The sequence below is a fragment of the Streptomyces sp. NPDC017979 genome (assembly GCF_044328175.1).
In the GTDB taxonomy this organism is placed as follows: Bacteria; Actinomycetota; Actinomycetes; order Streptomycetales; family Streptomycetaceae; genus Streptomyces.
Genome location: NZ_JBIRGU010000008.1, coordinates 166,010 through 189,531 on the forward strand (window position 1 = coordinate 166,010; position 23,522 = coordinate 189,531).

At 73.1% G+C, this 23,522-nt stretch carries 19 protein-coding genes; 13 read left to right on the forward strand and 6 right to left on the reverse strand.

Features of this window, described 5'->3' with window-relative positions; all coding sequences use genetic code 11:
- Positions 1 to 237: 237 nt before the first annotated feature.
- The gene (gene sph / locus ACH4E8_RS21645; RefSeq protein ID WP_398450796.1) at positions 238 to 1,200 is read right to left on the reverse strand and encodes a sphingomyelin phosphodiesterase; all 963 of its coding nucleotides are present in this window, start codon (positions 1,198 to 1,200) and stop codon (positions 238 to 240) included.
- A 207-nt stretch (positions 1,201 to 1,407) separates the two neighbouring features.
- Between sph and ACH4E8_RS21650 the strand changes: the two genes are divergently transcribed.
- The 4 genes from ACH4E8_RS21650 to ACH4E8_RS21665 all read left to right on the forward strand — a co-directional run bounded on the left by ACH4E8_RS21650 (position 1,408) and on the right by ACH4E8_RS21665 (position 7,289).
- Positions 1,408 to 1,902, forward strand: a complete 495-nt coding sequence (locus ACH4E8_RS21650) for a hypothetical protein (protein ID WP_361533197.1) — start codon at positions 1,408 to 1,410, stop codon at positions 1,900 to 1,902.
- A 290-nt stretch (positions 1,903 to 2,192) separates the two neighbouring features.
- Positions 2,193 to 4,169 (forward strand): Xaa-Pro dipeptidyl-peptidase, encoded by a 1,977-nt coding sequence (locus tag ACH4E8_RS21655; RefSeq protein ID WP_398450545.1) that lies wholly within the window; start codon positions 2,193 to 2,195, stop codon positions 4,167 to 4,169.
- Entirely contained in the window at positions 4,169 to 5,455 is a 1,287-nt protein-coding gene (locus ACH4E8_RS21660) for a M14 family metallocarboxypeptidase (protein WP_398450547.1), read from the forward strand. Before ACH4E8_RS21655 ends, ACH4E8_RS21660 begins: the two co-directional genes overlap by 1 nt.
- Before the next feature lie 91 nt (positions 5,456 to 5,546).
- Positions 5,547 to 7,289 (forward strand): BCCT family transporter, encoded by a 1,743-nt coding sequence (locus ACH4E8_RS21665; RefSeq protein WP_398450549.1) that lies wholly within the window; start codon positions 5,547 to 5,549, stop codon positions 7,287 to 7,289.
- A 387-nt stretch (positions 7,290 to 7,676) separates the two neighbouring features.
- Here the strand turns inward: ACH4E8_RS21665 and ACH4E8_RS21670 are convergent, their stop codons facing one another.
- Positions 7,677 to 10,070, reverse strand: a complete 2,394-nt coding sequence (locus ACH4E8_RS21670; RefSeq protein WP_398450551.1) for a Tex family protein — start codon at positions 10,068 to 10,070, stop codon at positions 7,677 to 7,679.
- Positions 10,071 to 10,202: 132 nt separating this feature from the next.
- Here ACH4E8_RS21670 and ACH4E8_RS21675 point away from each other — a divergent pair, with 132 nt between their 5' ends.
- The 3 genes from ACH4E8_RS21675 to ACH4E8_RS21685 all read left to right on the forward strand — a co-directional run bounded on the left by ACH4E8_RS21675 (position 10,203) and on the right by ACH4E8_RS21685 (position 13,325).
- Positions 10,203 to 11,612 (forward strand): CoA transferase, encoded by a 1,410-nt coding sequence (locus ACH4E8_RS21675; RefSeq protein ID WP_398450553.1) that lies wholly within the window; start codon positions 10,203 to 10,205, stop codon positions 11,610 to 11,612.
- Positions 11,613 to 11,693: 81 nt separating this feature from the next.
- Positions 11,694 to 12,665 (forward strand): GlxA family transcriptional regulator, encoded by a 972-nt coding sequence (locus tag ACH4E8_RS21680; RefSeq protein WP_398450555.1) that lies wholly within the window; start codon positions 11,694 to 11,696, stop codon positions 12,663 to 12,665.
- Between the two features lie 24 nt (positions 12,666 to 12,689).
- Positions 12,690 to 13,325, forward strand: a complete 636-nt coding sequence (locus tag ACH4E8_RS21685) for a DJ-1/PfpI family protein (protein WP_398450557.1) — start codon at positions 12,690 to 12,692, stop codon at positions 13,323 to 13,325.
- 326 nt (positions 13,326 to 13,651) lie between these two features.
- On the opposite strand, the gene ACH4E8_RS21690 is transcribed toward ACH4E8_RS21685, so the two are convergent.
- Positions 13,652 to 14,428 (reverse strand): enoyl-CoA hydratase/isomerase family protein, encoded by a 777-nt coding sequence (locus tag ACH4E8_RS21690; protein WP_398450559.1) that lies wholly within the window; start codon positions 14,426 to 14,428, stop codon positions 13,652 to 13,654.
- A gap of 63 nt (positions 14,429 to 14,491) precedes the next feature.
- Here ACH4E8_RS21690 and ACH4E8_RS21695 point away from each other — a divergent pair, with 63 nt between their 5' ends.
- Positions 14,492 to 15,127: an HdeD family acid-resistance protein gene (locus ACH4E8_RS21695; RefSeq protein ID WP_398450561.1), complete on the forward strand. Its 636-nt coding sequence runs from the start codon at positions 14,492 to 14,494 to the stop codon at positions 15,125 to 15,127.
- Positions 15,128 to 15,286: 159 nt separating this feature from the next.
- A complete protein-coding gene (locus ACH4E8_RS21700) occupies positions 15,287 to 15,856 on the forward strand; it encodes an ATP-binding protein (protein WP_398450563.1) in 570 nt (189 codons plus the stop codon).
- On the opposite strand, the gene idi is transcribed toward ACH4E8_RS21700, so the two are convergent.
- The 3 genes from idi to galE form a co-directional block, all read right to left on the reverse strand.
- The gene (gene idi / locus ACH4E8_RS21705; protein WP_398450565.1) at positions 15,822 to 16,427 is read right to left on the reverse strand and encodes an isopentenyl-diphosphate Delta-isomerase; all 606 of its coding nucleotides are present in this window, start codon (positions 16,425 to 16,427) and stop codon (positions 15,822 to 15,824) included. The two genes, ACH4E8_RS21700 and idi, sit on opposite strands and share 35 nt — an antisense overlap.
- A 267-nt stretch (positions 16,428 to 16,694) precedes the next feature.
- On the reverse strand, positions 16,695 to 17,636 hold the full coding sequence (locus ACH4E8_RS21710) for a cation diffusion facilitator family transporter (protein WP_398450567.1): 942 nt from the start codon (positions 17,634 to 17,636) through the stop codon (positions 16,695 to 16,697).
- Between the two features lie 283 nt (positions 17,637 to 17,919).
- On the reverse strand, positions 17,920 to 18,897 hold the full coding sequence (galE, locus tag ACH4E8_RS21715; RefSeq protein ID WP_398450569.1) for a UDP-glucose 4-epimerase GalE: 978 nt from the start codon (positions 18,895 to 18,897) through the stop codon (positions 17,920 to 17,922).
- 250 nt (positions 18,898 to 19,147) lie between these two features.
- Between galE and ACH4E8_RS21720 the strand changes: the two genes are divergently transcribed.
- Genes ACH4E8_RS21720 through ACH4E8_RS21735 form a run of 4 tightly spaced genes read left to right on the forward strand, consistent with a single transcriptional unit; the run spans position 19,148 to position 23,511 of the window.
- Positions 19,148 to 20,971, forward strand: coding sequence for a DUF5941 domain-containing protein (locus ACH4E8_RS21720; protein ID WP_398450798.1), 1,824 nt, complete (start codon positions 19,148 to 19,150; stop codon positions 20,969 to 20,971).
- Positions 20,968 to 21,705: a sugar phosphate nucleotidyltransferase gene (locus ACH4E8_RS21725; protein WP_398450571.1), complete on the forward strand. Its 738-nt coding sequence runs from the start codon at positions 20,968 to 20,970 to the stop codon at positions 21,703 to 21,705. Before ACH4E8_RS21720 ends, ACH4E8_RS21725 begins: the two co-directional genes overlap by 4 nt.
- Positions 21,693 to 22,754 (forward strand): iron-containing alcohol dehydrogenase family protein, encoded by a 1,062-nt coding sequence (locus ACH4E8_RS21730; protein WP_398450573.1) that lies wholly within the window; start codon positions 21,693 to 21,695, stop codon positions 22,752 to 22,754. Before ACH4E8_RS21725 ends, ACH4E8_RS21730 begins: the two co-directional genes overlap by 13 nt.
- Positions 22,732 to 23,511, forward strand: a complete 780-nt coding sequence (locus ACH4E8_RS21735; protein ID WP_398450575.1) for a CDP-alcohol phosphatidyltransferase family protein — start codon at positions 22,732 to 22,734, stop codon at positions 23,509 to 23,511. Before ACH4E8_RS21730 ends, ACH4E8_RS21735 begins: the two co-directional genes overlap by 23 nt.
- Positions 23,512 to 23,522: the final 11 nt, after the last annotated feature.

Below are 23,522 nucleotides of genomic sequence, written 5' to 3' on the forward strand. Positions count from 1 at the left end.
GCGAAGTTCGGTGCGAACCGGAGGAAGGGTGGTCCGCCCACTCAATGTGGCATGCCCCTGTCACCTCGGACAAGGGCGCGTCGAGCCGCGCCGCGCGCCCCCCGGCAGCCGTAACGGCCCGTCAGGAGGCGGCCCCCGGACGGCCGCAGACGGACGCCGCCATCCGGGTGCGGTGCGCTCCCGCCGGCCCGTACGGCCGAGGAGGTGAACGCGCTCCCCGTTTGCCCGGTGGCTGACCTACCGTCCGGAGCCCACCACCGGGTAGTGGTCGGAGAGGTGCTCGTACGTGTACGTCCGCCCCCAACTGGAGACCGTCCAGGGCGCCGTCCGCTCCGCCACCACGTCATTGGTCCACCCGGCCGGCCGCGCGTGCCCGGCCCGGTGCAGCACGTGGTCCAGGTCCTCGCTCGGGGTGCCGGGGTAGCGGTCCGCGGCGATCGAGTTCGCGGCGGTGTCGAAGGAGTTCGGGTGGCCGGTCCGGCCCTCGGGTGCGACCAGGCCCGCGTCCGTGAGCATCGTGGCGAACTCCGGCGTCCGGGTGTCCACGTTCAGGTCGCCGGCCACCAGCACCTGCTCGGACGCCGGGATGTCCTTGGTGTCCAGGAAGGCGTCGAGCTCGCGGAACTGCCGGCTGCGCACCTCGGCCGCCTCGCCGGCCCCGCAGCCCGGATCGGTCGACTGGGCGTGGGTGCCCACCACGTGCACCCGGGCGTCGCCCACCTGGAGCACCGCGTACACGAACCCCTTGTTCGACCACCAGTCCGCGCCGCACCCGTCCTTGAAGACGTACTGCTCCTTGCGGACGACGGGCCACTTGCTGAGCACGGTCACGCCGCCGTCCTCGGGCGTCGTGGCGGAGTACGAGCCGCCGGTGGCGTCCCAGCCGCTCTTGCTGCGGCCCAGCACCGGCGTCTGGTGCGGGTATTCGGCGGCGGCCCTTCGCTGGAGCTGGTCCGAGGTCCCGTTGTCGAACGCCTCCTGGAGCACCACGACGTCGTTGCCGCGGAAGAACGGCGCGGCGGGGATCGCCGCGGCCCGGTGCTCCTGCCCCCAGTTCGGGTAGAGGGTGCGGCTCATCAGGAACGCGTTGTAGGTGAGCACCTTCAGCTCCGGAGTCTGCGGCGCGGCCGCCGCTGCCGGCGACGCGCCACCGGCGAGCGCGGCGGCGCCGAGGGAGAGGGAGAGGAGGGGGGAGAGCAGGGCGACGGCGGTACGGCGGGTGCGAGGGCGGCGCGACACGACGGCTCCTGGAGGGGTGGGTGCAAGAAGGGGACGCGGACCATCCAAGCAGCCGTAGTTACCGCCAGGTAATGACTAGGTGCCCACTTCCTTGCCGCAGCGGTACGATCGTGACGACACGCCGACGCGGCAGCGCGCTCCAGACCCGGACAAGACAGGACGAACACCTTGAATGACAAGCTGCTCCCCCTCGACATCGGTCCGCTCAACCCCACCGGGTGGGGCCTCGTCGTGGGTTTTGTGGCCTTCGCCATCGTCTACGCGGTGCTCGCCGGCCGGCTGCTGCCCCGCGCCGCGGCCATCATCGCCGAGCGCGAGGCCAAGACCCAGGGCGTGATGGACGCTGCCGACGAGGTCCGCACCGAGGCGGAAGAGGTCCGCGCCCAGCGTGAGGCCATCCTCGCCGAGGCGCGCCACGAGGCCGCCCACACCCGCCAGCAGGCGCACGAGGAGGGCACCGCCCTGATCGCCGCCGCCCGTGCGGAGGCGCAGCAGGAGAAGGAGCGCATCCTCGCCGAGGGCGCCGCGGCCATCGAGGCCGAGCGCGTCGTCGCCGAGGCCGCGCTGCGCGCCGACGTCGACGCGTGGGGCCACTCGCTGGCCGAGCGCATCGTCGGCGAGCCCGTGCCGGCTCCGTCCCAGAGCCGTCGCGCCTCCGAGTGACCTGCGTCACCCACCGCCGTTCCGGGCGGTGAGCAGAGCGAAGCCCCTGCGGCGCCCCGAGCCTGACGGCCGGGGCGCCGCAGTCGTTCCCGGCCCCGCGTCCCGTGATCCGTCTCCCGCGGTCCCGGGCTGTTCCGTGGTTCCGGGGCGTCCCGTGGTTCAGTGGTCCCGCGCCGCGCGATCCCCGGACGCCCCGCGTTCCGGCATAAACGCCTCGTACGCCCCACCCGTCGCATGGACCACCCGATGGCCCCCTGTTGCCGGGTAGTTCGCGGGAGTACGGTCCGGCCATGTCGATACGCACGCGGGGCACCCGCATGACGTACAGATCGCTCACCGCGGCGGCGCTCGCCGCCCTGATGGCCATGACGCTCTCCCCGACGGACGCCCAGAGCGCGCCCGCACGCGAGAGTAGACCCGTCTACTCCTACCCCGACGCGATCCGCGAGTCCGTCTGGGTGGACACCCGGCTCGACGGCGACGGCGACGGCCGCACCGACCGGGTCGCCGTCGACGTCGTCCGCCCCCGGGAGACCGCCGAGCAGGGCCGCCGGATCCCCGTGATCATGGACGCCAGCCCCTACTACGCCTGCTGCGGGCGAGGCAACGAGAGCCAGCGCAAGACGTACGACGCCCAGGGCAACCCGGTCCAGTTCCCGCTCTACTACGACAACTACTTCGTCCCCCGCGGCTACGCCTTCGTCGCCGTCGACCTCGCCGGCACCAGTCGCTCCGACGGCTGCGTGGACGTCGGCGGCCGGTCCGACGTGCTCTCCGCGAAGGCCGTCGTCGACTGGCTGAACGGCCGGGCCCGCGGCTACAGCAGCCGCACCGGCGGCGAACGCGTCCGCGCCGACTGGTCCACCGGCCGCACCGGCATGATCGGCAAGAGCTACGACGGCACGGTGGCCAACGGCGTGGCCGCCACCGGCGTCGAGGGCCTGGAGACCATCGTCCCCATCGGCGCGATCTCCTCCTGGTACGACTACTACTTCGCCAAGGGCGCCCCGCTGTACGGCTCCGGGCCCGACTGGCTCTCGAACTACGTGGAGAGCCCCGCTGCCCGCCAGCGCTGCGGCGCCGTCCAGCAGCGGCTGGTCGACGGTGCCCCGCGCACCGGCGACCGCACCCCGCTGTGGGCCGAGCGCGACTACGTGCCCGACGTCGACAAGGTGAAGGCCAGCGTCTTCGCCGTGCACGGCATGCAGGACCTGAACGTCCGCATGAACCACTTCGGCCAGTGGTGGGACGCCCTCGCGGACGCCGGCGTGGAGCGCAAGGTGTGGCTGTCGCAGGTCGGCCACGTCGACCCGTTCGACTTCCGCCGGGCCGAGTGGGTCAAGACCCTGCACCGCTGGTTCGACCACTACCTCCTCGGCTACGACAACGGCATCGACGACGAGCCCATGGCGGACGTCGAGCGCGCGCCCGACCAGTGGTCCACCGACCGCGTCTGGCCGCCGAGCGGCACCCGGACCGCGACCGTGCGCCCCGACCGCGGCCCGGCCCCCGGCGTCGGCACCCTCTCCCTGACGCCGGCCCGCCCCGGCACCAGCGAGACCTTCACCGACGACCGCACCCTCGACGAGACCGACTGGGCCGCCGCCGTCGACCGCTCCACCCCCGCCAAGGCCGGCTTCACCACCCGCCCCCTCAGCCGCGACCTGAGGCTGTCCGGCTCCTCCCGAGTGGAGGTGACCGTCACCCCGACCACCAGCACCGCGCACCTGTCCGCCGTCCTCGTCGACCTCGGACCGGACACCATCCGCGACTACGCGTCCGCCGGCGAAGGCATCACCACCCTGCCCGAACGCACCTGCTGGGGCGCCGGCACCAGCGGCGACAGCGCCTGCTACAAGGAGACCGCGGCGCGCACCAAGGCCGTCGACTACACCGTCTTCAGCCGTGGCTGGGCCGACCTCGGCAACCACGCCTCCGACGCCACGGGCCGCCCGCTGGTCCCCGGCGAGCCGGTCACCATCACGCTCGACCTGCACGCCAGCGACCACGTGGTGCCCGCAGGCCACCGACTCGCCCTGATCGTCGCCGGCACCGACCGGGACCTGATCGAACCGCCCGCCAGCACCCCCACCCTCACCGTCGACCTGGCGAAGAGCGCCGCAAAACTGCCGATCGTCGGCGGCACCCGGGCGTTCCAGCAGGCCACGAAGGGCACACCCGCCGAGCTCGCGCCGCGCGAGAGCGGACTGCTCGACGGAGTCGCCGAGCCGCGCCCGATCCGCCCGATCCCCGGAGGCAACCGCTGATGAACCCCCGTATCCGCGCCCTCGCGGTGAGCGCCGTGGCAGCAGCGCTCGGCGCGACCCTGCTCACCGCGCCCGCGCAGGCCGCCCACGGCGACACCGAGCCGCGCACCGGCTTCGAGTCCAGCGGCGGCACCCGCTGGACCACCCTGGCGGAGGAACAGCAGTTCCTCGCCGCCGTCGACCGGGGCAGTGACCGGGTCCTCCTGAGCCGGATCGGCACCACCAAGCAGGACCGCCCACTGCAACTGGTCCACATCGGCAACCGGCGCGCCGACAGCACCGTGCTCATGATCTGCTCCCAGCACGGCGACGAGCCCGCCGGCCGGGAGGCGTGCCTGTCGACGATCCGCGACCTCGGCCGGGCCCGGGACCGCGAGACCCGCCGCTTCCTGGAGCGCACCAGGGTCCTCGTGGTCCCCACCGCCAACCCCGACGGCCGCGCCGCCGACACCCGGGGCAACTCCGACGGCGTCGACATCAACCGCGACCACCTCGCGCTGAAGACGGCCGAGGGCCGGGCGATCGCCGCCGTGCAGCGCGACCACCGCCCGGACGTCATCTACGACCTGCACGAGTACAGCGCCACGCCCCGCTTCTACGACAAGGAGCTGACCGACCTCTGGCCGCGCAACCTCAACACCCACGCGGACGTCCACCGGGAGTCGAAGGCGCTGTCCCAGCAGTACGTCCGCCCCGCCGCGCACGAGGAGGGGTACGGCACCGGCACCTACGGCATCTGGACCGACCCGGTGACCGGTGAACCGATCCGCCAGGTCGCCGGCGACGGCCAGGAGCGCATCCTGCGCAACGCATCGGGCGTCAAGAACGCCGTCGGCCTGCTGATCGAGAGCCGGGTCGACGCACAGACGGCACAGGAGCAGGCCGACGCGTCGGTCAACAACCGGCGCCGGGTGGGCAGCCAGCTCGCCGCGCTCGACGGGCTGTTCGACTTCGCCGACGAGCGGCGCGGCCGGATCGACGCGGCGACGGACGCCGCGCGCCGCGCCGGCTTCCGGGACCGCGGCCCGGTGTACCTCGGCGGCGCGGACAACGACCCCGCCACCGAACAGGAGACCCTGGCCGACCCGCCCTGCGGCTACCGGCTGGACGCCGCCCAGTACGCGGACGTACGGGACGAACTCGCCCTGCACGGCGTGGTGTCACGGCCGAGCGGCGACGGCGCGTGGGTGCCGCTGCGGCAGTCGCAGCGCCAACTCGTGCCGCTGCTGCTGGACGCGCGTGCGACGTATCACCTGACAAAGGGGCAACCCGTCACCGCCTGTTGAGCGGGGCGGCACGCGCCACCTGTGGTAGGGGATACCTGAGGCAAACAGTGCAAAGGTGCTGAACCTCACTTGTCTCCTGAAAGGTGCACTCGTGTCGCTCGGACAGACGCCCGACGACCGGGGGGCCCGGCCCGTGACGGCCGAGCCCTCCGGTCTGCCCCAGCAACCCGGGCACCCCACCACGGACCGCGTGGTCTTCGGGATCGCCGCCGTCCTCACGCTCGCGTTCGTCGTCTGGGGTGCCACCGCCACCGAATCGCTCAAGTCGGTCTCCTCCACCCTCCTCGACGGGCTCATCAAGAACGGCGGCTGGGCCTTCGTGCTGGCCGCCTCCGGCTTCGTGGTCTTCGCGCTCTGGCTCGCCATCAGCCGCTACGGCCGCATCCCGCTCGGCGAGGAGGGCGCCACGCCGGAGTTCCGCACGGTGTCCTGGGTCGCCATGATGTTCAGCGCCGGCATGGGCATCGGCCTGATGTTCTACGGAGTGAGCGAGCCGCTGGCCCACTTCATCTCGCCGCCGCCCGGCACCGCGCCCGCCAGCACCGGCGAGGCCATGCAGATCGCCATGGCGACCACCCTCTTCCACTGGACGCTGCACCCCTGGGCGATCTACGCGGTCGTCGGACTCGCCATCGCGTACAGCACCTTCCGACGCCACCGCCGCCAGACCATCAGCGCCGTCTTCGAGCCCCTCATCGGTCGCAAGCGCTGCCGCGGCGGCATCGGTCGCTTCATCGACATCCTCGCCATCTTCGCTACCCTCTTCGGCTCCGCCGCCTCGCTCGGCCTCGGCGCCCTCCAGATCGGCAGCGGGCTGACCGAACTGGGCTGGCTCAGCACCGTCGGCACCGGGCTGCTCGTCTCCGTGATCGCCGTGCTCACCGCGGCCTTCGTGCTCTCCGCGGTCTCCGGCGTCGAGCGCGGCATCCAGTGGCTGTCCAACACCAACATGGTGCTGGCTCTCGTCCTGGTCCTGTTCGTCTTCGTGGTGGGCCCCACGATCATCGTGCTCGACCTGCTGCCCACCTCCATCGCCGCGTACTTCGGCGAACTGCCCCAACTCGCCGGCCGCACCGAGGCCACCGGCGGCAAGGCCGTCGCCGACTGGCTCAGCAACTGGACCGTCTTCTACTGGGCCTGGTGGATCTCCTGGACGCCCTTCGTGGGCATGTTCATCGCCCGCATCAGCCGCGGGCGCACCATCCGCCAGTTCGTCGGCGGGGTGATCCTGGTGCCCAGCACCGTCAGCCTCGTCTGGTTCGCGATCTTCGGCGGCACCGCGATGAAGCTCCAGGAGAAGGCACAGCTCGGCGACGAGGCCACCCCCGAGGGGCAGCTCTTCGCGCTGCTCCAGCAGTACCCCATCCCCACGGCCACCAGCATCCTGGTGATGGTCCTCGTCGGCATCTTCTTCGTCTCCGGCGCCGACGCGGCGTCCGTCGTGATGGGCACCCTCTCCCAGCACGGCACCTTCGAACCGACCCGTCTCGTGGTGGTGTTCTGGGGCATCGTGACCGGCGCCGTTGCCGCGATCATGCTGCTGGTGGGCAGCGGCGAGGGCGACGCCCTGGCCGGCCTCCAGAACCTGACGATCCTGGTCGCCGCCCCCTTCGTCGTCGTCATGATCGGCATGTGCGTGGCCCTCATGCGCGATCTGCGGCACGACCCGCTGATCGTCCGCGGCGAAGTGGGCACGGAAGCGGTGGAGTCGGCGGTCATCGCCGGCCACGAGAAGTACGACGGCGTCTTCGAGATCCGCATCGGCCCCGGCACCGCGCCGCCGCCGGAAGCCGACGGCGACGACGCGGGCGCCACCGGCTCGGGCCGGCCGTGAGGCCGAGCGCCGGGCCGGGTCGGGCACCCGCGTAGGAGTGACGGGGTGCCGAAGCCACCGTCAGGTGGGAGGCTTCGGCACCCCGCAGTGCCGGGTCAGGTCCTCGAAGGAGGACCTGGCGGGCCGGACGGTGGAGCACCCGGCTCCCGAGCCGGTACACCGATCCGCCACCCGGATTGATCTTGACGAGTGTCACGGTGACCGTGCTGGCGCCACCGGGAAGTCGGTGGGAATGGTGAAGCTGAACCCGTGGTGTGATCGTTGTGACGGACGACGGGGCCGCCGCCGGCCGGGTACGCCGCCGAAAGGCCCCTCGAAGCGCCTCTGCGCCCCGGTGCCCCCGATCGGGGGCACCGGGGCGCAGGGAACGCGCGATGGTGCGGCGGTTCAGCCGCGGCCGCGGTCCTTACCCGTCAGCCCCGCGCGGCGCAAGGCGTCCGCCATGGCGCTGTTCACCGGCGCGGGCGCCTGGCGGTCGCCGCCCCGGCCCCGGCCGCCGCCCGAACCCTGGCTGCCGCGGCGCTGCTGCGGACGCCCGCCCCGCTCGCCGCCGCGCTCACGGCCGCCCTGCCGGGGCGCGCCCGCCGACTGCTGCGCCTCGTCGTCCAGGCGCAGCGTCAACGAGATCCGCTTGCGCGGGATGTCGACGTCCAACACCTTCACCCGCACCACGTCGCCCGGCTTCACCACATCCCGCGGGTCCTTGACGAAGGTCCGCGACATCGCGGACACGTGCACCAGACCGTCCTGGTGGACACCGACGTCCACGAACGCGCCGAAGGCGGCCACGTTCGTCACCACGCCCTCCAGCACCATCCCGGCCGCCAGGTCGCCGATCTTCTCCACGCCGTCCTTGAACGTGGCGGTCTTGAACGCCGGCCGCGGGTCCCGGCCCGGCTTCTCCAACTCGCGCAGGATGTCCGTCACCGTCGGCAGGCCGAAGGTCTCGTCGACGTACTCGTCCGGCCGCAGCGAGCGCAGCACGGACGCGTTCCCGACCAGGGCGGCCACGTCCCCACCGGTCTTCTTCACCATGCGGCGGACCACCGGATACGCCTCCGGGTGCACGCTGGAGGCGTCCAGCGGGTCGTCCCCGCCGCGGATCCGCAAGAAGCCCGCGCACTGCTCGTACGCCTTGGGGCCGAGCCGCGCCACGTCCTTCAACGCCCTGCGGGAGCGGAAGGGGCCGTTCGCGTCGCGGTGGGCGACGATGTTCTCCGCGAGCCCCGCGCCGATGCCCGACACCCGCGACAACAGCGGCGCGGACGCCGTGTTCACGTCCACCCCGACGCCGTTCACACAGTCCTCGACGACCGCGTCCAGCGAGCGCGAGAGCTTCACCTCGGACAGGTCGTGCTGGTACTGGCCGACGCCGATCGACTTGGGGTCGATCTTCACCAGCTCCGCCAGCGGGTCCTGGAGCCGGCGCGCGATGGAGACGGCCCCGCGCAGCGAGACGTCCAGCCCGGGCAGCTCCTGCGAGGCGAACGCGGACGCCGAGTACACCGAAGCGCCGGCCTCCGACACCATCACCTTGGTGAGCTTCAACTCGGGGTGCTTGCCGATCAGTTCGGCCGCCAGCTTGTCGGTCTCGCGGGACGCGGTGCCGTTGCCGATGGCCACCAGGTCGACCGAGTGCTCCCGGGCGAGCCGCGCCAGCTTCGCCAGCGCTTCGTCCCACTTGTTCGCCGGCACGTGCGGATAGATCGTGTCGGTGGCGACCACCTTGCCGGTCGCGTCGACCACGGCCACCTTCACACCGGTGCGGAAGCCGGGGTCGAGCCCCAGCGTGGCCCGCGTTCCGGCCGGCGCCGCGAGCAGCAGATCCCGCAGGTTCGCCGCGAAGACGCGCACCGCCTCGTCCTCCGCCGCGGTGCGCAGCCGCAGCCGCAGGTCGATCCCGAGGTGCACCAGGATGCGGGTGCGCCACGCCCAGCGGACCGTGTCGGCCAGCCACTTGTCGCCCGGCCGGCCCCGGTCGGCGATCCCGAAGCGCCGCGCGACGCGGTTCTCGTACGTGGAGGGGCCGGGCGCATCCGAAGGCTCCTCCGGCTCCAGCACGAGGTCGAGCACGTCCTCCTTCTCGCCCCGCAGCAGCGCCAGCACGCGGTGCGAAGGCAACTGCCCGAAGGGCTCGGCGAAGTCGAAGTAGTCGGCGAACTTGGCGCCCGGGCCCTGCTCCGCGTCGCCCTTGCCCTCGCGGACCTTGGAGACCAGCCGCCCCCGGGTCCACATCGTCTCGCGCAGCTCGCCGATGAGGTCGGCGTCCTCGGAGAACCGCTCGGTGAGGATCGCCCGGGCGCCCTCCAGCGCGGCGGCCGGATCGGCGACGCCCTTGTCCGCGTCGACGAACGCGGCGGCAGCGGCGGCCGGCTCCACCGACGGGTCGGTCAACAGGCCGTCGGCCAGCGGTTCCAGCCCGGCCTCCCGGGCGATCTGCGCCTTCGTCCGCCGCTTCGGCTTGAACGGCAGGTAGATGTCCTCCAGCCGCGCTTTGGTGTCCGCGGACCGGATCTGCGCCTCCAGCGCTTCGTCCAGCTTGCCCTGTTCGCGCACCGACTCCAGGATCGCCGTACGGCGGTCCTCCAGCTCGCGCAGATACCTCAGCCGCTCCTCCAGGGTGCGGAGCTGGGCGTCGTCGAGCATCTCGGTCGCCTCTTTGCGGTACCGCGCGATGAAAGGCACGGTCGACCCGCCGTCCAGCAGTTCCACAGCGGCCCTGACCTGCCGCTCCCGTACGCCGAGCTCCTCGGCGATCCTGCCTTCGATCGACATCGTCACGGTTCCCCGACTCGCCTTCCATGCTGGCTGTGCTTGCGTCTGCATTCTGCCAAACCGCTTCCCCGGGCCGGGCCCGACCACGCGGCCCGCGGCCGGAACCGGTCGCGGCGCGGGCTCGGGCAGACTGGTTCGATGAGCGACACCGTGCAGTCCACCGGACCGACCGAGCGCCCCGACGCGGCCACCGCGCACGCTTGGGCCGCCCTGGGCGGCGGGCCCGAAGCAGCGGCGACCGTGACCTACCGCCCGGCGCCGGGCGCGCTCCAAGCGCGGCTGCCGGTACGGGAGTTGGCGCGCGCGACCGTCGGCGTCTGCTCGCTGGCCGCCGCCGAACTCGTCGCCCGCCGCCGCGGGACGCCCCTGCCCGCAGTGCAGGTGGACGAGGCGGCGGTGGCGACGGCCTTCGTCAGCGAACGGCACCTGCGGATCGACGGCCGCGCCCCCACCTCCTTCGCGCCGCTGTCCGGCTTCTGGCGCGCCGCCGACGGCTGGGTGCGCACGCACGCGAACTATCCGCACCACCGCGCGCGGTTGCTCGCCGCCTTGGAGCTGGCCGATCCCGGGGACGATCCGGCGCGGGCCCGCGCCGCGCTCGCCGCCGAACTGGCCGGGCGCCCGGCGCACGCGGTGCAGGAGGCGGTGTACGCGGCCGGCGGCCTCGCGGTCGCCGTGGCACCCACGCCGCCGGGCGTCCTCACGGCCGGGCTCCCCCTCGTCGAGACCCGCGGGCTGGGGGAGGGGCCGGCCCGAAGGCTTGCGCCGGCGGCGCTGCCCGCCGAGGGCGTACGGGTGCTCGACCTGACGCGGGTCATCGCCGGGCCCGTGGCCACCCGCACTCTCGCCCTGCTCGGCGCCGACGTCCTGCGCGTCGATCCGCCCGCCGTCCCCGAGGACCCCGACGCCCACGCGGACACCGGCATCGGCAAGCGCTCCACCCTGCTCGACCTCGCCGACCCAGAGGACCGGCGCGCCTTCGACGCCCTCGTCGACGAAGCCGACGTGATCGTGGGCGGCTACCGTCCCGGAGCCCTCGCCGCGTACGGACTGACCCCCGACGCGCTCGCCGCCCGCCGCCCCGGGCTGATCGTCGCCGAACTGTGCGCCTGGGGCCACCAGGGGCCGTGGGCGGGCCGACGCGGCTTCGACAGCCTCGTCCAGGCCGCCAGCGGGATCGCCGCCGTCGAAGCGGACGCCGACGGGCACCCCGGCGTGCTGCCCGCACAGGCGCTGGACCACGGCACCGGATACCTGCTGGCGGCGGCCGTGCTGCGGGCACTGACGGAGCGCCACGCCACCGGCGGCGGACGGCTCATCCGGCTCTCCCTCGCCGGCACCGCGTCCTGGCTGCTCACCGGCGTCGCCGCCACTGGGTCCGACGCGAACGCGGTCGCGGCGCCCGACCCGGGGCCCTGGCTCACCGAGACCGCGTCGCCGTACGGCACCCTCCGCCACGCGCTCACCCCCGTGCACTACGACGGCGCGCCCCGTACCTGGCGCCGCCCGCCCACCCGTTGGGGCACCGACCGCCCCGCTTGGGCCTGAGCCGGCCGCCCGCGCCGGATGGCAGGAAAGGTGGGGTGCTCGTCATTGCGGCCGTGACCGGGCCGTACGGAGGATGGGGCCATGACCGAACGAGCCGTCCTCGTGGTCCTCTTCGACGGGGTCCAGAGCCTGGACCTGACCGGACCCGTCGAAGTGTTCAGCGGAGCTGACGCGATCACGGGGCGCACCGCCTACCCCCTGTGCACCGCGTCCGTGGACGGGCGGCCCGTACGGACCTCCAGCGGGCTCACCCTGTTGCCCGACACGGACCTCGCGTCGGCCCCGCAGCCGCACACCCTCCTGGTGCCGGGCGGCCCGGGGACCCACGAACCCCCGCCCGCGCTCGTGGACTGGTTGCGCGAGCACGGGCCGCGCGCCGAGCGGCTCGTGTCGATCTGCACCGGCGCCGAACTGCTCGCCCACGCCGGGCTGCTGGACGGCCACCGCGCCACCAGCCACTGGGCGCACTGCGCCGACCTCGCCCGGGCGCATCCCGCGGTGCAGTTCGACCCCGAGCCCATCTTCGTGCGGGACGGCAAGATCGCCACGTCCGCCGGCGTGACCTCCGGCATCGACCTCGCGCTCGCGCTCGTCGAAGAGGACCTGGGGCGGGACGTCGCCCTCACCATCGCCCGCCACCTCGTCGTCTTCCTGCGCAGACCCGGCAACCAGGCCCAGTTCAGCGCCCAACTCGCGGCCCAGACCGCGCAGCGCGAACCGCTGCGGGACGTCCAGAGCTGGATCAGCGAGCACCCCGCCGCCGATCTGTCCGTCGACGCGCTGGCCGCCCGCGCCCGGCTGTCCCCGCGCCACTTCGCCCGCGCCTTCCGCGCCGAAACCGGGGTCACCCCCGGCCGGTACGTGGAGCGCGTACGCCTCGAACACGCCCGCCGGCTCCTGGAGGAGACCTGCGACGGCGTCGAAGAGGTCTCCCGGGCCAGCGGCTACGGCACTCCGGAGGCGATGCGCCGGGCGTTCGTACGCGCCCTCGGCACCGCGCCCGCCGCTTACCGCCGCCGCTTCCACGTCCCCGCGCCCGCGGGGACCGTCTGACACCCTGCGACACCAAGGAGAACCGTGCAGATCGCCGTCCTGCTCTACGACCGCTTCACCACCCTCGACGCCGTCGGCCCCTACGAACTCCTCGGGCGGCTGCCCGGCTCCGACGTGGTCTTCGTCGGCAAGGAGGAGGGGCCCGTCCGCGGTGACCAGGGCACCCTCGCCCTGGTCGCCGACCGCACCCTGGCCGAGGTGACCGCCCCGGACGTCCTCCTCGTGCCCGGCGGCCCCGGCGACGAGGCGGCGCGGGCCGACGCCGAGATCACCGAGTGGCTGCGCACCGTCGACGCCACCACGACCTGGACCACGTCCGTGTGCACCGGCTCCCTGCTGCTCGCCGGCGCCGGGCTGCTGTCTGGCCGGCGCGCCACCAGCCACTGGCTGGCTCTGGAAGAGCTGGAGCGCCTGGGCGCCCGGCCGTCCAAGGAGCGGGTGGTCTTCGACGGCAAGTACGTGACCGCGGCCGGGGTCTCCTCCGGCATCGACATGGCCCTGCACCTGCTCGGCAAGATCGCCGGCGACGAGGTCGCCCAGAGCGTCCAACTCCTGACCGAGTACGACCCCCAGCCGCCGTACGACGCGGGCTCGCCCGACAAGGCCCCGGCCCACCTCGTCGCCCAGTGGCGCACCGGCTCCGCCGAGATCATGCAGTGACGCTCCGCTAGGGCGCGCCCGGGCTCCCTCCTGCTGCGCCTGAGGACGGAGCTGCCGTGGCCCTGAGGAGCGTTGATCCCGCAGGTGGACGGGGGTTTGGGGGCGCGGGGAACTGCGCGAACAACCACGATGCACCCGCAGGGACCGATGCGTCCGCAGGGTCACGGCGGGCGGGTCGGGCGGCGCTGGGCCTGTGCCCGTAAGGCGCAGGGGGGTGGAACTGCGAGAACAGCCACCACCGGGCCGCGGACGCCACCACCGCCCGCCCCGTGCGGGGCCACCACGTCCGCCGCGACAGGTGCGCAGGGGCGCAAGGGCCGGGCGGGTCAGGCGGGCCAGGTGAAGCGGGGGGCCCGGCGCTCCAGGAACGCGGCGACGCCCTCCGCGGTGTCACCGCCCGGCCCCGCCTGCTCGATCGCCTGCCGCTCCCAGTACGCGTCCCGGTCCCTGCGCCCCGCGACGAACTCCTTCGCCGCGACCTGGGTGAGCTGGGAGCGGGTGGCGAGGGTGCGGGTGAAGTCGGCGACCCGCCCGTCCAGTTCGCCGCGCGGCAGCACCTCGTCGACCAACCCGGTCCGCAGCGCCCGCGCCGCGTCGATCAACTCGCCGGAGAACAGCAGGAACTTCGCTGCCGACGGCCCGACCAGCGCCGCCAGCCGCCGGGTCGGCGCGGACAAGTACACCACGCCGAGATTCGCCGGGGTGACGCCGAACTGTGCGCCCTCCTCCGCGAACCGCAGGTCACAGGCGACCGCGAGCTGACAGCCGCCGCCCACGCAGTGCCCGCGCACCGCGGCGAGCGTCGGCTTGGGGAAGGCGGCCAGCGCCTCTTCCGCCCGTACGGAGAGCGCCGGGAGCGACTGGTCGGGCTCCCGCAGGGCGGCGACGTCCGCGCCGGCGCTGAAGGTGGCCCCCTCGCCCCTGAGCACCAGGACCCGCACCGCCGGGTCCACGGCGAGCCGGTCCAGCAGCGGCGGCAGGGCGCGCCACATCGCCGGGGTGAGGGCGTTGCGCTTGGCGGTGTGGCCGATGACGACCGTCGCGACCCCGTCCACGACGTCGTGCGAGATCTTGGGCTCCGGGCCGGAGCTGGCTGCCTCCATGCGCCGGATGCTATCCGCAGCCGGGAGACCTACGATCAAGGAGGGGTGAGGAGGCAGAAGGACATGGCCGGTACCACCCGCTCTCCCGGGTCGGACGACCCCAGGAAGCTCAGCCGCAGCTTCGGCCTGCTGGCCGTGCTCGGCACCGTCTTGGTCATCGCCGGCGTGGTCGGCCTGATCTACACCGGGGTCGCGACCCTCACCTCGATGCTGCTGTTCGGCTGGCTGCTGCTGATCGGCGGCATCGTCGGGCTGGTGCACGCGGTCCAGTCCCGCGGCAGCGACTACTTCTGGCTGGCCGTGATCGTCGCCGCGCTGAACATCGCCGCCGGGATCGTCGTCATCCGCCACCCGTACGGCTCCGCGGAGGCGCTGACGCTGTTCGCCGCGCTGCTCTTCCTCACCGGCGGGCTGTTCCGCCTGGTGGGCAGCCTGGTGGTGCGCGGTCCGCAGTTCGGCTGGACGGTCTTCCAGGGCGCCGTGGGCTTGGTCCTGGGCATCCTGGTGCTGGGCAACTGGCCGGAGAGCAGCCGTTACGTGCTGGGGCTGTTCTTCTCGCTGGCGCTGCTCTTCGACGGACTCGGGCTGCTCGCCATCGGCGTCGGCGGGCGGCGGATCGTCCGCATGGTCACCGAACCCGACGCGGCGGCTGCGCCGAACGACCGACCGGGGAACGGTCAGGGGCGTTCACCGCTCTGATCGCACCGTGCTCAGGCGGTCAAAAACCATCGATTGGCGTTGTTTTCCGGTCCGGTCCGCGGTCCGTACCAGTGCGCCGCCAACACTCTTGACCCGAGCACTCCTTACCCGGGGGTCAGTGTCAGTGCCAGTCGAGCGAACCGTGGGGGACTGAATCGTATGGAGAGCCGCGGAAGCGTCCCGGCCCGGCCGGCCACGGGCAACGGCGGGGGGTCGGGGGCCCGCGGCGGCGTCTGGCGCTTCACCGTGCCCACCGCCGATGCGTCCGTGCCCGAAGCCCGGCACGCGGTGCGCGACCTCCTCGGCAGACAGGGCCTCGCGATCGGCGACGAGGTCGTCCAAGGGCTCCTGCTGATCCTGACGGAGTTGGTCACCAACGCCGTGAAGCACGCGGCGCTGCTCTCGCCCGAGGTCGCGGTGGAGGTCGCCGTGGGCGCCGGCCGGATCAGGGTCGCCGTCGAGGACGACCACCCCTACCGCCCCACGGCGCTGGAGACGGACTGGCGGCACACCGGCGGGCGGGGGCTGCTGCTCGTCCGGGAGATCGCCCGGGAGGCGGGCGGGGCGTACGACGTCGAGCCCACCGCGGGCGGCGGGAAGGTCGTCTGGGCCGAGCTGCCGCTCGGCGCGGTACGGCCGGGCGGCGGCACCCCGGCCCTTCCGGGGCCGGTGCCGCCGCCCGCACCGACGTCCGTCACCAGCCGCCGGCCGGACCCGTCAGCTCCTTGATCGCCGGCCGGGCCGCGTCCAGCACCGTCATGAACCAGGTGGAGAACGGCGCGGCCGCGTGCCGCTCGGCCAGCTCGTCGGGGGTGACGAAGACCGTGTCCTCCACCTCCTGCGGGTCGGGGCTCGGCGTGGCCTGCACCATGCCGACGAAGAGGTGGTTGTACTCCTGCTCCACCAGGCCGGAGGCCGGGTCGGGGTGGTTGTAGCGAACCGTTCCGGCTTCGGCGAGCAGGGAGGGCGAGACGCCCAGCTCCTCGTGGGTGCGCCGGGCGGCGGCGGCGAACGGCGCCTCACCGGGGTAGGGGTGCCCGCAGCAGGTGTTGGACCAGACGCCGGGGGAGTGGTACTTCCCGAGCGCGCGGCGCTGGATCAGCAGCCGACCCCGCTCGTCGAAGAGGAACACGGAGAAGGCGCGGTGCAGCCGGCCGGGCGGCTGGTGGGCGGAGAGCTTCTCCGCAGTGCCGATGGTGTTGCCTTGCTCGTCGACCAGTTCGAGCATGATCGCTGGTGGGGCTCCGTTCGACGCGCCGTTCGACGCGCTGTTCGGGGCGGTGGCTGGTGAGGTCGGCATAACCATCCTTCGCATCGGTGCTCGGCCCTGGGGCCCCGCCCAGTCTGCCGCACGAGAGCGGCTCGTCCGCACTTCGGCGGACCGGGCATGTTCGCGGCGCCCCGCCGCGCGGCCCCCGGGCGGCACCGCGCGCCGGACGCCCTGCGGCCCCCGGACACCGGATCGTGCCCCGCTCCGTACGGTCGGAACCGTACGGAGCGGGGTCGAACTGGTGATCCAGACAACCCCCGGTCGGGCCGGGCGGCTGGTCACTGACGGGCCGCCCCGTCAGTGGCAGAGCTTGGCCTCGTGGGCCGCGTGGCCGACCGGCTCCAGTTGGAAGGTGCAGTGCTCCACGTCGAAGTGGTCGCCGAGGCACCCCTGGAGGTCGTGCAGCATCTTCTCGTGTCCGACCGCGTCCAGTACGTCCTGGGCGACGACCACGTGCGCCGACAGCACCGGCATCCCGGACGTGATCGTCCAGGCGTGCAGGTCGTGGACGTCCTCGACCCCCGGCAGCGCCAGCACGTGCGCCCGCACCTCGGCCATGTCGACGTTCTTGGGCGCCGCCTCCAACAGGACGTTCACCGTCTCCCGCAGCAGCTTCACGGTCCGCGGCACGATCATCAGGCCGATCAGCAGCGAGGCGATCGGGTCCGCCGCCTGCCAGCCGGTGAGCAGGATGATCACGGCCGAGATCAGCACCGCCACGGAGCCGAGCGCGTCGTTCAGGACCTCCAGATACGCACCGCGGACGTTCAGGCTGTCCTTCTGGCCGCGCATCAGCAGCGACAGTGAGATCACGTTCGCCACCAGGCCGACCAGCGCGAACACGATCGTCAGCCCGCTCTTGGTCTCGGCCGGGGTGATGAACCGCTCCACCGCCTCGAACAGCAGGAACGCACCGACGCCGAGCAGCAGCAGGCTGTTCGCCAGCGCCGCGAGGATCTCCGCCCGGGCCAGCCCGAAGGTGCGGTTGGTGCTCGGCGGCCGGTTCGCGAAGTGGATCGCCAGCAGCGCCATCGTGAGCCCGATGCCGTCCGTCGCCATGTGCGCGGCGTCCGCGACGAGGGCGAGCGAGCCGGTGACGACGCCACCGACGATCTCCAGCACCATCACGCTCAGGGTGATCGTCAGCGCGACGCGCAGCCGTCCCTTGTAGGCCGCGGCGGCCGTGCCGGTCGGCGGCGGCCCTCCGTGCGCGTGCCCGTGGTCGTGCCCAGCCCCCATGAAGAACGCCTCCAGGTCGTCGGGGAAATCTCCCTGCCGAGATCTCAGTGAACTACGGGTGGGGGGTATGTGGCAACACGGCACTGAACACCGTTGTCATTCCCCTGACCTGCGGAAACGAGCCCGCAGGTCAGCCGGGTGGAGATCGTCCGTACGGGGGTCGCGGGCCCGCTTCAGCGACGCTTTGGAGCCATGGCCGAACCGTGTCGAAAGCCGGCCGGAAACACCGGGGCCCCGTCGGAGCGACCTCTTCGACGGGGCCTGAGGAGCGTGCGTACGCGCGTCAGCGCGCCTGGGGATGGCGCAGCAGCCAGCCCTCCCACGCGGACTCGACCATCTCGCGCACCCCGCGCCGGGCCCGCCAACCCAGCTCGTCGGCGATCAGGTCCACCGCGGCCACGGCCCGCGCCGCGTCGCCGGGGCGGCGCGGCTCGACGACCGGTGCCACGTCCCGGCCGGTGACCTCGGCCACGACCTGCGCCAGCTCCCGCACCGAGACCCCGACGCCGCGCCCCACGTTCACCGTCAGGTCCCCGGCGCCGTCCTCGCGGGCCAGCCGGGCGGCCACCGTCAGATGCGCGTCCGCGAGGTCCGCGACGTGGATGTAGTCGCGGATGCAGGTGCCGTCCGGCGTCGGGTAGTCGTCGCCGAAGATCCGCGGGGCCTCGCCGCGGGTGATCCGGTCGAAGAACATCGGGATGATGTTGAACACCCCGGTGTCCGACAGCTCCGGGCCGTCGGAGCCGGCCACGTTGAAGTAGCGCAGACAGGCCGTGGAGATCGAGTGCGCCCGGCCGGTGGCCCGCACCAGCCACTCGCCGGCGAGCTTCGTCTCGCCGTACGGATTGATCGGCACGCACGGTGCGGACTCCGGGATCGGGTCCACGTCCGGCACCCCGTACACCGCTGCCGAGGACGAGAACAGGAACCTGCGCACCCCGGCCGCGACCACGGCCTCCAGCAGCACGGTCAGCCCGTACACGTTCTCCCGGTAGTAGCGCAGCGGCTGCGCCACCGACTCCCCGACCTGCTTCTTCGCCGCGAAGTGGATCACGCCGGAGACCCCGTGGTCGCGCAGCACCCGGTCCAGCAGCTCCCGGTCGCGCACCGAACCGCGCACAAGCGGAACCCCGGCGGGCAGCCGCTCGACGATCCCCGACGACACGTCGTCGAGGACCACGGCCTTCTCACCCGCCTCCGCCAGCGCGCGCGTGACGTGCGCGCCGATGTACCCCGCACCACCTGTGATCAGCCATGTCATGTGAACCACCCTATGACCTGCGACCCCCGTGATTCCTCGGCCCGCACCTCGCAGTTTGTGAGGTGAGCCTCTGATCGACAATGATGATCTACCGACGGGTCCTCACCGCGCGTTCCCCGCGTCGAGCGGGTGCAAACAGCCAGTGAACTCCCGCCCGAACACATCCGATAGCCTCTGCCGACGAGCTGCCGCCCGTGCCCCGGGCCGAGCCGCCGGCATCCGCACCCTCGGTTCCAAGGAGTGAGTTCGTCTGTCGACCGCCATCCTCACCGGTCCGCCCGTGCCCGGATCGTCGCTTGAGGGCGATCTGCGGTCGTTGGGCTTCGACGTACGGGTCTCGCCCGGCGCCGAGGAGACCGCCGCGCTGCTCGCCGCCGCCCCCGCCGCGGAGCGCGTCGCCGTGGTGGACTCCCGCTTCGTCGGGCACGTGCACGCCCTGCGCCTCGCGCTCACCGACCCCCGCTTCCCGCTCGCCGCGATCCCGGGCGCGCTCACCGCGCAGCCCGCGGCCCGGGCCGGGCTGACCCGGGCCCTCGCGGACGCCGTGCCGGCCGCCGGCGGCAACGGCGCCGTCGCGACCTCCGAGCGCACCGACGCCCTGCCCGACGCACTCGCCGCCGCACTGGACGCCGAGGGCGCCGCCGTGCACCGGCCGGAGCTGGGCTCGCTCGTCGCGACCGTCCCGGACGACCCCCAGGCCCGCAACGAGGCCCGCCAGGCCGTCGCCGCCGTCGACGACGAGGCCGTGCGGCTGCGCTCCGCGGTCAAGGCGCGCGACGGCTTCTTCACCACGTACTGCATCAGCCCCTACTCCCGCTACATCGCCCGCTGGTGCGCCCGGCGCGGACTGACCCCGAACCAGGTCACCACCGCCTCGCTGGTCACCGCACTGATCGCGGCCGGCGCCGCGGCCACCGGCACCCGCGCCGGCTTCGTCGCAGCCGGCCTCCTGCTGCTCTTCTCCTTCGTCCTGGACTGCACCGACGGGCAGCTCGCCCGCTACTCGCTCCAGTACTCGACGATGGGCGCCTGGCTCGACGCCACCTTCGACCGCGCCAAGGAGTACGCGTACTACGCCGGCCTCGCGCTCGGCGCCGCCCGCGGCGGCGACGACGTGTGGGCGCTGGCGCTGGCCGCGATGGTCCTCCAGACCTGTCGCCACGTCGTGGACTTCTCCTTCAACGAGGCCAACCACGACGCCGTCTCCAACACCAGCCCCACCGCCGCCCTCTCCGACCGCCTCGACAGTGTCGGCTGGACGGTGTGGGTGCGCCGGATGATCGTGCTGCCGATCGGCGAGCGCTGGGCGATGATCGCCGTGCTCACCGCCGTCACCACGCCCCGGATCGTCTTCTACGCGCTGCTCGTCGGCTGCGCCTTCGCCGCCTGCTACACCACCGCGGGCCGTCTGCTGCGCTCGTTGACCCGCAAGGCGACGAGGACCGACCGCGCCGCCGAGGCCCTCGCGGATCTCGCCGACTCCGGCCCGCTCGCCGAGGCCGTCGCCCGCGGCGGCCGCTCCGTCGCCGCCAAGCTGCCGGCCTTCGCGGCGCCGGTGATCGCCTTCGTCGGCGGTGCGGCCGTGGTCGCCGCAGCGGCCTTCAGCGACTACGGCTCGTACGTCCCCGTCGGCGCCGCCGTCCTCTACGTCCTCACCTCCGGCCTCGCCGTCGCCCGCCCCCTCAAGGGCGCCCTCGACTGGCTGGTCCCCCCGATCTTCCGGGCCGCCGAGTACGGCACCGTCCTGGCGATCGCCGCCCGCGCGGACGTCCCCGGCGCCCTGCCCGCGGCCTTCGGCGTGGTCGCGGCGGTCGCCTACCATCACTACGACACGGTGTACCGCATCCGCGGCGGCACGGGCGCGCCCCCGCGCCTGCTCGTGCGGCTGATCGGCGGGCACGAGGGCCGCACCCTGGCCGTCGTCCTGCTGGCGGCCCTGCTGAGCGCCACCGACCTCACCATCGCGTTGACGGCGCTCGCGGTCGCCGTCGCCCTCGTGGTGCTGGTGGAGAGCATCCGGTTCTGGGTGTCCTCCGCCGCACCCGCAGTACACGACGAAGGAGAACCCGCATGATCGGCCTCGTACTGGCAGCCGGTGCCGGACGGCGTCTTCGCCCCTACACCGACACCCTTCCGAAGGCCCTCGTGCCGGTCGACGGGGAGCGCACCGTCCTCGACCTGACCCTGGCCAACTTCGCCGAGATCGGCCTGACCGAGGTCGCGATCGTCGTCGGCTACCGCAAGGAAGCCGTGTACGAGCGCCAGGCGGAGCTGGAGGCCAAGTACGGCCTGAAGCTCGTCCTCGTTGAGAACGACAAGGCCGAGGAGTGGAACAACGCCTACTCCCTGTGGTGCGCCCGTGACGTGCTCAAGCGCGGCGTCATCCTCGCCAACGGCGACACCGTCCACCCGGTCTCCGTCGAGCGGACCCTGCTGGCCGCCCGCGGCGAGGGCCGGAAGATCATCCTCGCCCTCGACACGGTCAAGCAGCTCGCCGACGAGGAGATGAAGGTCATCACCGAGGACGGGCTCGGGGTGCGCCGGATCACCAAGCTGATGGACCCGGCGACCGCCACCGGCGAGTACATCGGCGTCACGCTGATCGAGCCGGAGGCCGCCGCCGAGCTCGCCGACGCCCTGAAGGCCACCTTCGAGCGCGACCCGGACCTCTACTACGAGGACGGCTACCAGGAGCTGGTGAACCGCGGCGCCACCATTGACGTCGCCCCCATCGGCGACGTCCGCTGGGTGGAGATCGACAACCACGACGACCTCGCCAAGGGCCGGGAGATCGCGTGCCAGTACTGACCCGGCTGATCCCGTCGCCGCTCGTCGTCGACATCCGTCCGGGCGCGCTGGACGACCTCGCGGTCATCCTCGCCGACCAGCGGATCTCCTCATCCGGCACGCTCGCCGTCGCGATCAGCGGCGGCTCGGGCCGCGCGCTGCGCGAGCGGCTGGAGCCCTCGCTGCCCGGCGCCCACTGGTACGAGGTCGCCGGCGGCACCATCGACGCCGCCGTGCAGCTCGCCGACAACATCAAGGGCAAGCGGTACGACGCCGTCGTCGGCCTCGGCGGCGGGAAGATCCTCGACGTGGCGAAGTACGCCGCCGCGCGGGTGGGCCTGCCCATGGTCGCCGTCGCCACCAACCTGGCGCACGACGGCATCTGCTCCCCGGTCGCCACGCTCGACAACGACAACGGCCGCGGCTCGTACGGACTGCCCACCCCGATCGCCACGGTGATCGACCTCGACGTGATCCGGGACGCCCCGCCGCGGTACATCCGCTCCGGCATCGGCGACACCGTCTCCAACCTCTCCGCGCTCGCCGACTGGGAGCTGTCCCAGCGCGTGACCGGCGAGAAGGTCGACGGGCTGGCCGCCGCGATGGCCCGCACCGCGGGCGAGTCGGTGCTGCGCCACCCCGGCGGGGTGGGCGACGACGCGTTCCTCACCGTCCTCGCCGAGGCCCTGGTCCTCACCGGGATCGCCATCTCCATCAGCGGGGACACCCGGCCGTCGTCCGGCGCCTGCCACGAGATCAGCCACGCCTTCGACCTGCTGTACCCGCAGCGGGCCGCGAGCCACGGCGAACAGGTCGGCCTGGGCGCGGCGTTCGCCATGCACCTGCGGGGGGCCACGGAGCAGTCCGGCCTCTTCGCCGACGTCCTGCGCCGGCACGGGCTTCCGGTGCTGCCCGACGAAATCGGCTTCACCACCGAGGAGTTCGTCGCGGCGGTGGAGTACGCCCCGCAGACCCGTCCCGGCCGCTTCACCATCCTCGAACACCTCGACCTCACCACCGACCAGATCAGGGACGCGTACGCCGACTATGCCAAGACCATCCGTAGCTGAACTCCGCCCGGTCGTTCACCCGGAGGGCGTGAAGGACCGGAGAAGCGGCGAGCACTGGGCCGGACGCCTGTACATGCGGGAGATCTCGCTGCGCGTCGACCCGTATCTGGTGAACACCCGGATCACCCCCAACCAGCTCACCTACCTGATGGTCGTGGTCGGGGTGTTGGGCGGCGCGGCGCTGCTGATCCCCGGGCTGACCGGCGCGGTCCTGGCGGCCGTGCTCTTCCAGGTGTACCTGCTGCTCGACTGCGTCGACGGCGAGGTCGCCCGCTGGCGCAAGCAGACCTCCGTCACCGGCGTCTACCTGGACCGCATCGGCCACTACCTGTGCGAGGCGGCCCTGCTGGTCGGCTTCGGAGTCCGCGGTGCCGACGTGTTCGGCGACGGCCGGGCCGAGTGGCTGTGGGCCTTCCTGGGCACGGTCGCGGCCCTCGGCGCCATCTTGATCAAGGCCGAGACGGACCTGGTCGACGTGGCCCGCCAGCGCAGCGGTCTGTCCGCGGTCAAGGACGAGGCGTCGGTGCCCCGCTCCTCCGGGCTGGCGCTGGCCCGCCGGGCCGCCGCCGCGCTGAAGTTCCACCGGCTGGTCGGCGGCATCGAGGCCAGCTTGTTCATCCTGGTCGCGGCGGTGCTGGACATGATCCAGGGGGACCTGTTCTTCACCCGCCTCGGCATCGCGATCCTCGCCGGGATCGCCGTCGTGCAGACCCTGCTGCACCTGGTCTCCATCCTGGCGTCCAGCAGGCTCAAGTGATACTCCACCGC

What these genes read in the sequence shown, in the direction of transcription:
- ACH4E8_RS21710 (WP_398450567.1), bottom strand. Translation starts at nt 17,636, where the DNA reads ATGGGGGCTGGGCACGACCACGGGCACGCGCACGGAGGGCCGCCGCCG.
- ACH4E8_RS21695 (WP_398450561.1), top strand. Translation starts at nt 14,492, where the DNA reads ATGGCCGGTACCACCCGCTCTCCCGGGTCGGACGACCCCAGGAAGCTC.
- ACH4E8_RS21660 (WP_398450547.1), top strand. Translation starts at nt 4,169, where the DNA reads ATGAACCCCCGTATCCGCGCCCTCGCGGTGAGCGCCGTGGCAGCAGCG.
- galE (WP_398450569.1), bottom strand. Translation starts at nt 18,897, where the DNA reads ATGACATGGCTGATCACAGGTGGTGCGGGGTACATCGGCGCGCACGTC.
- ACH4E8_RS21735 (WP_398450575.1), top strand. Translation starts at nt 22,732, where the DNA reads ATGCCAAGACCATCCGTAGCTGAACTCCGCCCGGTCGTTCACCCGGAG.
- ACH4E8_RS21690 (WP_398450559.1), bottom strand. Translation starts at nt 14,428, where the DNA reads ATGGAGGCAGCCAGCTCCGGCCCGGAGCCCAAGATCTCGCACGACGTC.
- ACH4E8_RS21680 (WP_398450555.1), top strand. Translation starts at nt 11,694, where the DNA reads ATGACCGAACGAGCCGTCCTCGTGGTCCTCTTCGACGGGGTCCAGAGC.
- ACH4E8_RS21725 (WP_398450571.1), top strand. Translation starts at nt 20,968, where the DNA reads ATGATCGGCCTCGTACTGGCAGCCGGTGCCGGACGGCGTCTTCGCCCC.
- idi (WP_398450565.1), bottom strand. Translation starts at nt 16,427, where the DNA reads ATGCCGACCTCACCAGCCACCGCCCCGAACAGCGCGTCGAACGGCGCG.
- ACH4E8_RS21675 (WP_398450553.1), top strand. Translation starts at nt 10,203, where the DNA reads ATGAGCGACACCGTGCAGTCCACCGGACCGACCGAGCGCCCCGACGCG.
- ACH4E8_RS21655 (WP_398450545.1), top strand. Translation starts at nt 2,193, where the DNA reads ATGTCGATACGCACGCGGGGCACCCGCATGACGTACAGATCGCTCACC.
- ACH4E8_RS21700 (WP_398450563.1), top strand. Translation starts at nt 15,287, where the DNA reads ATGGAGAGCCGCGGAAGCGTCCCGGCCCGGCCGGCCACGGGCAACGGC.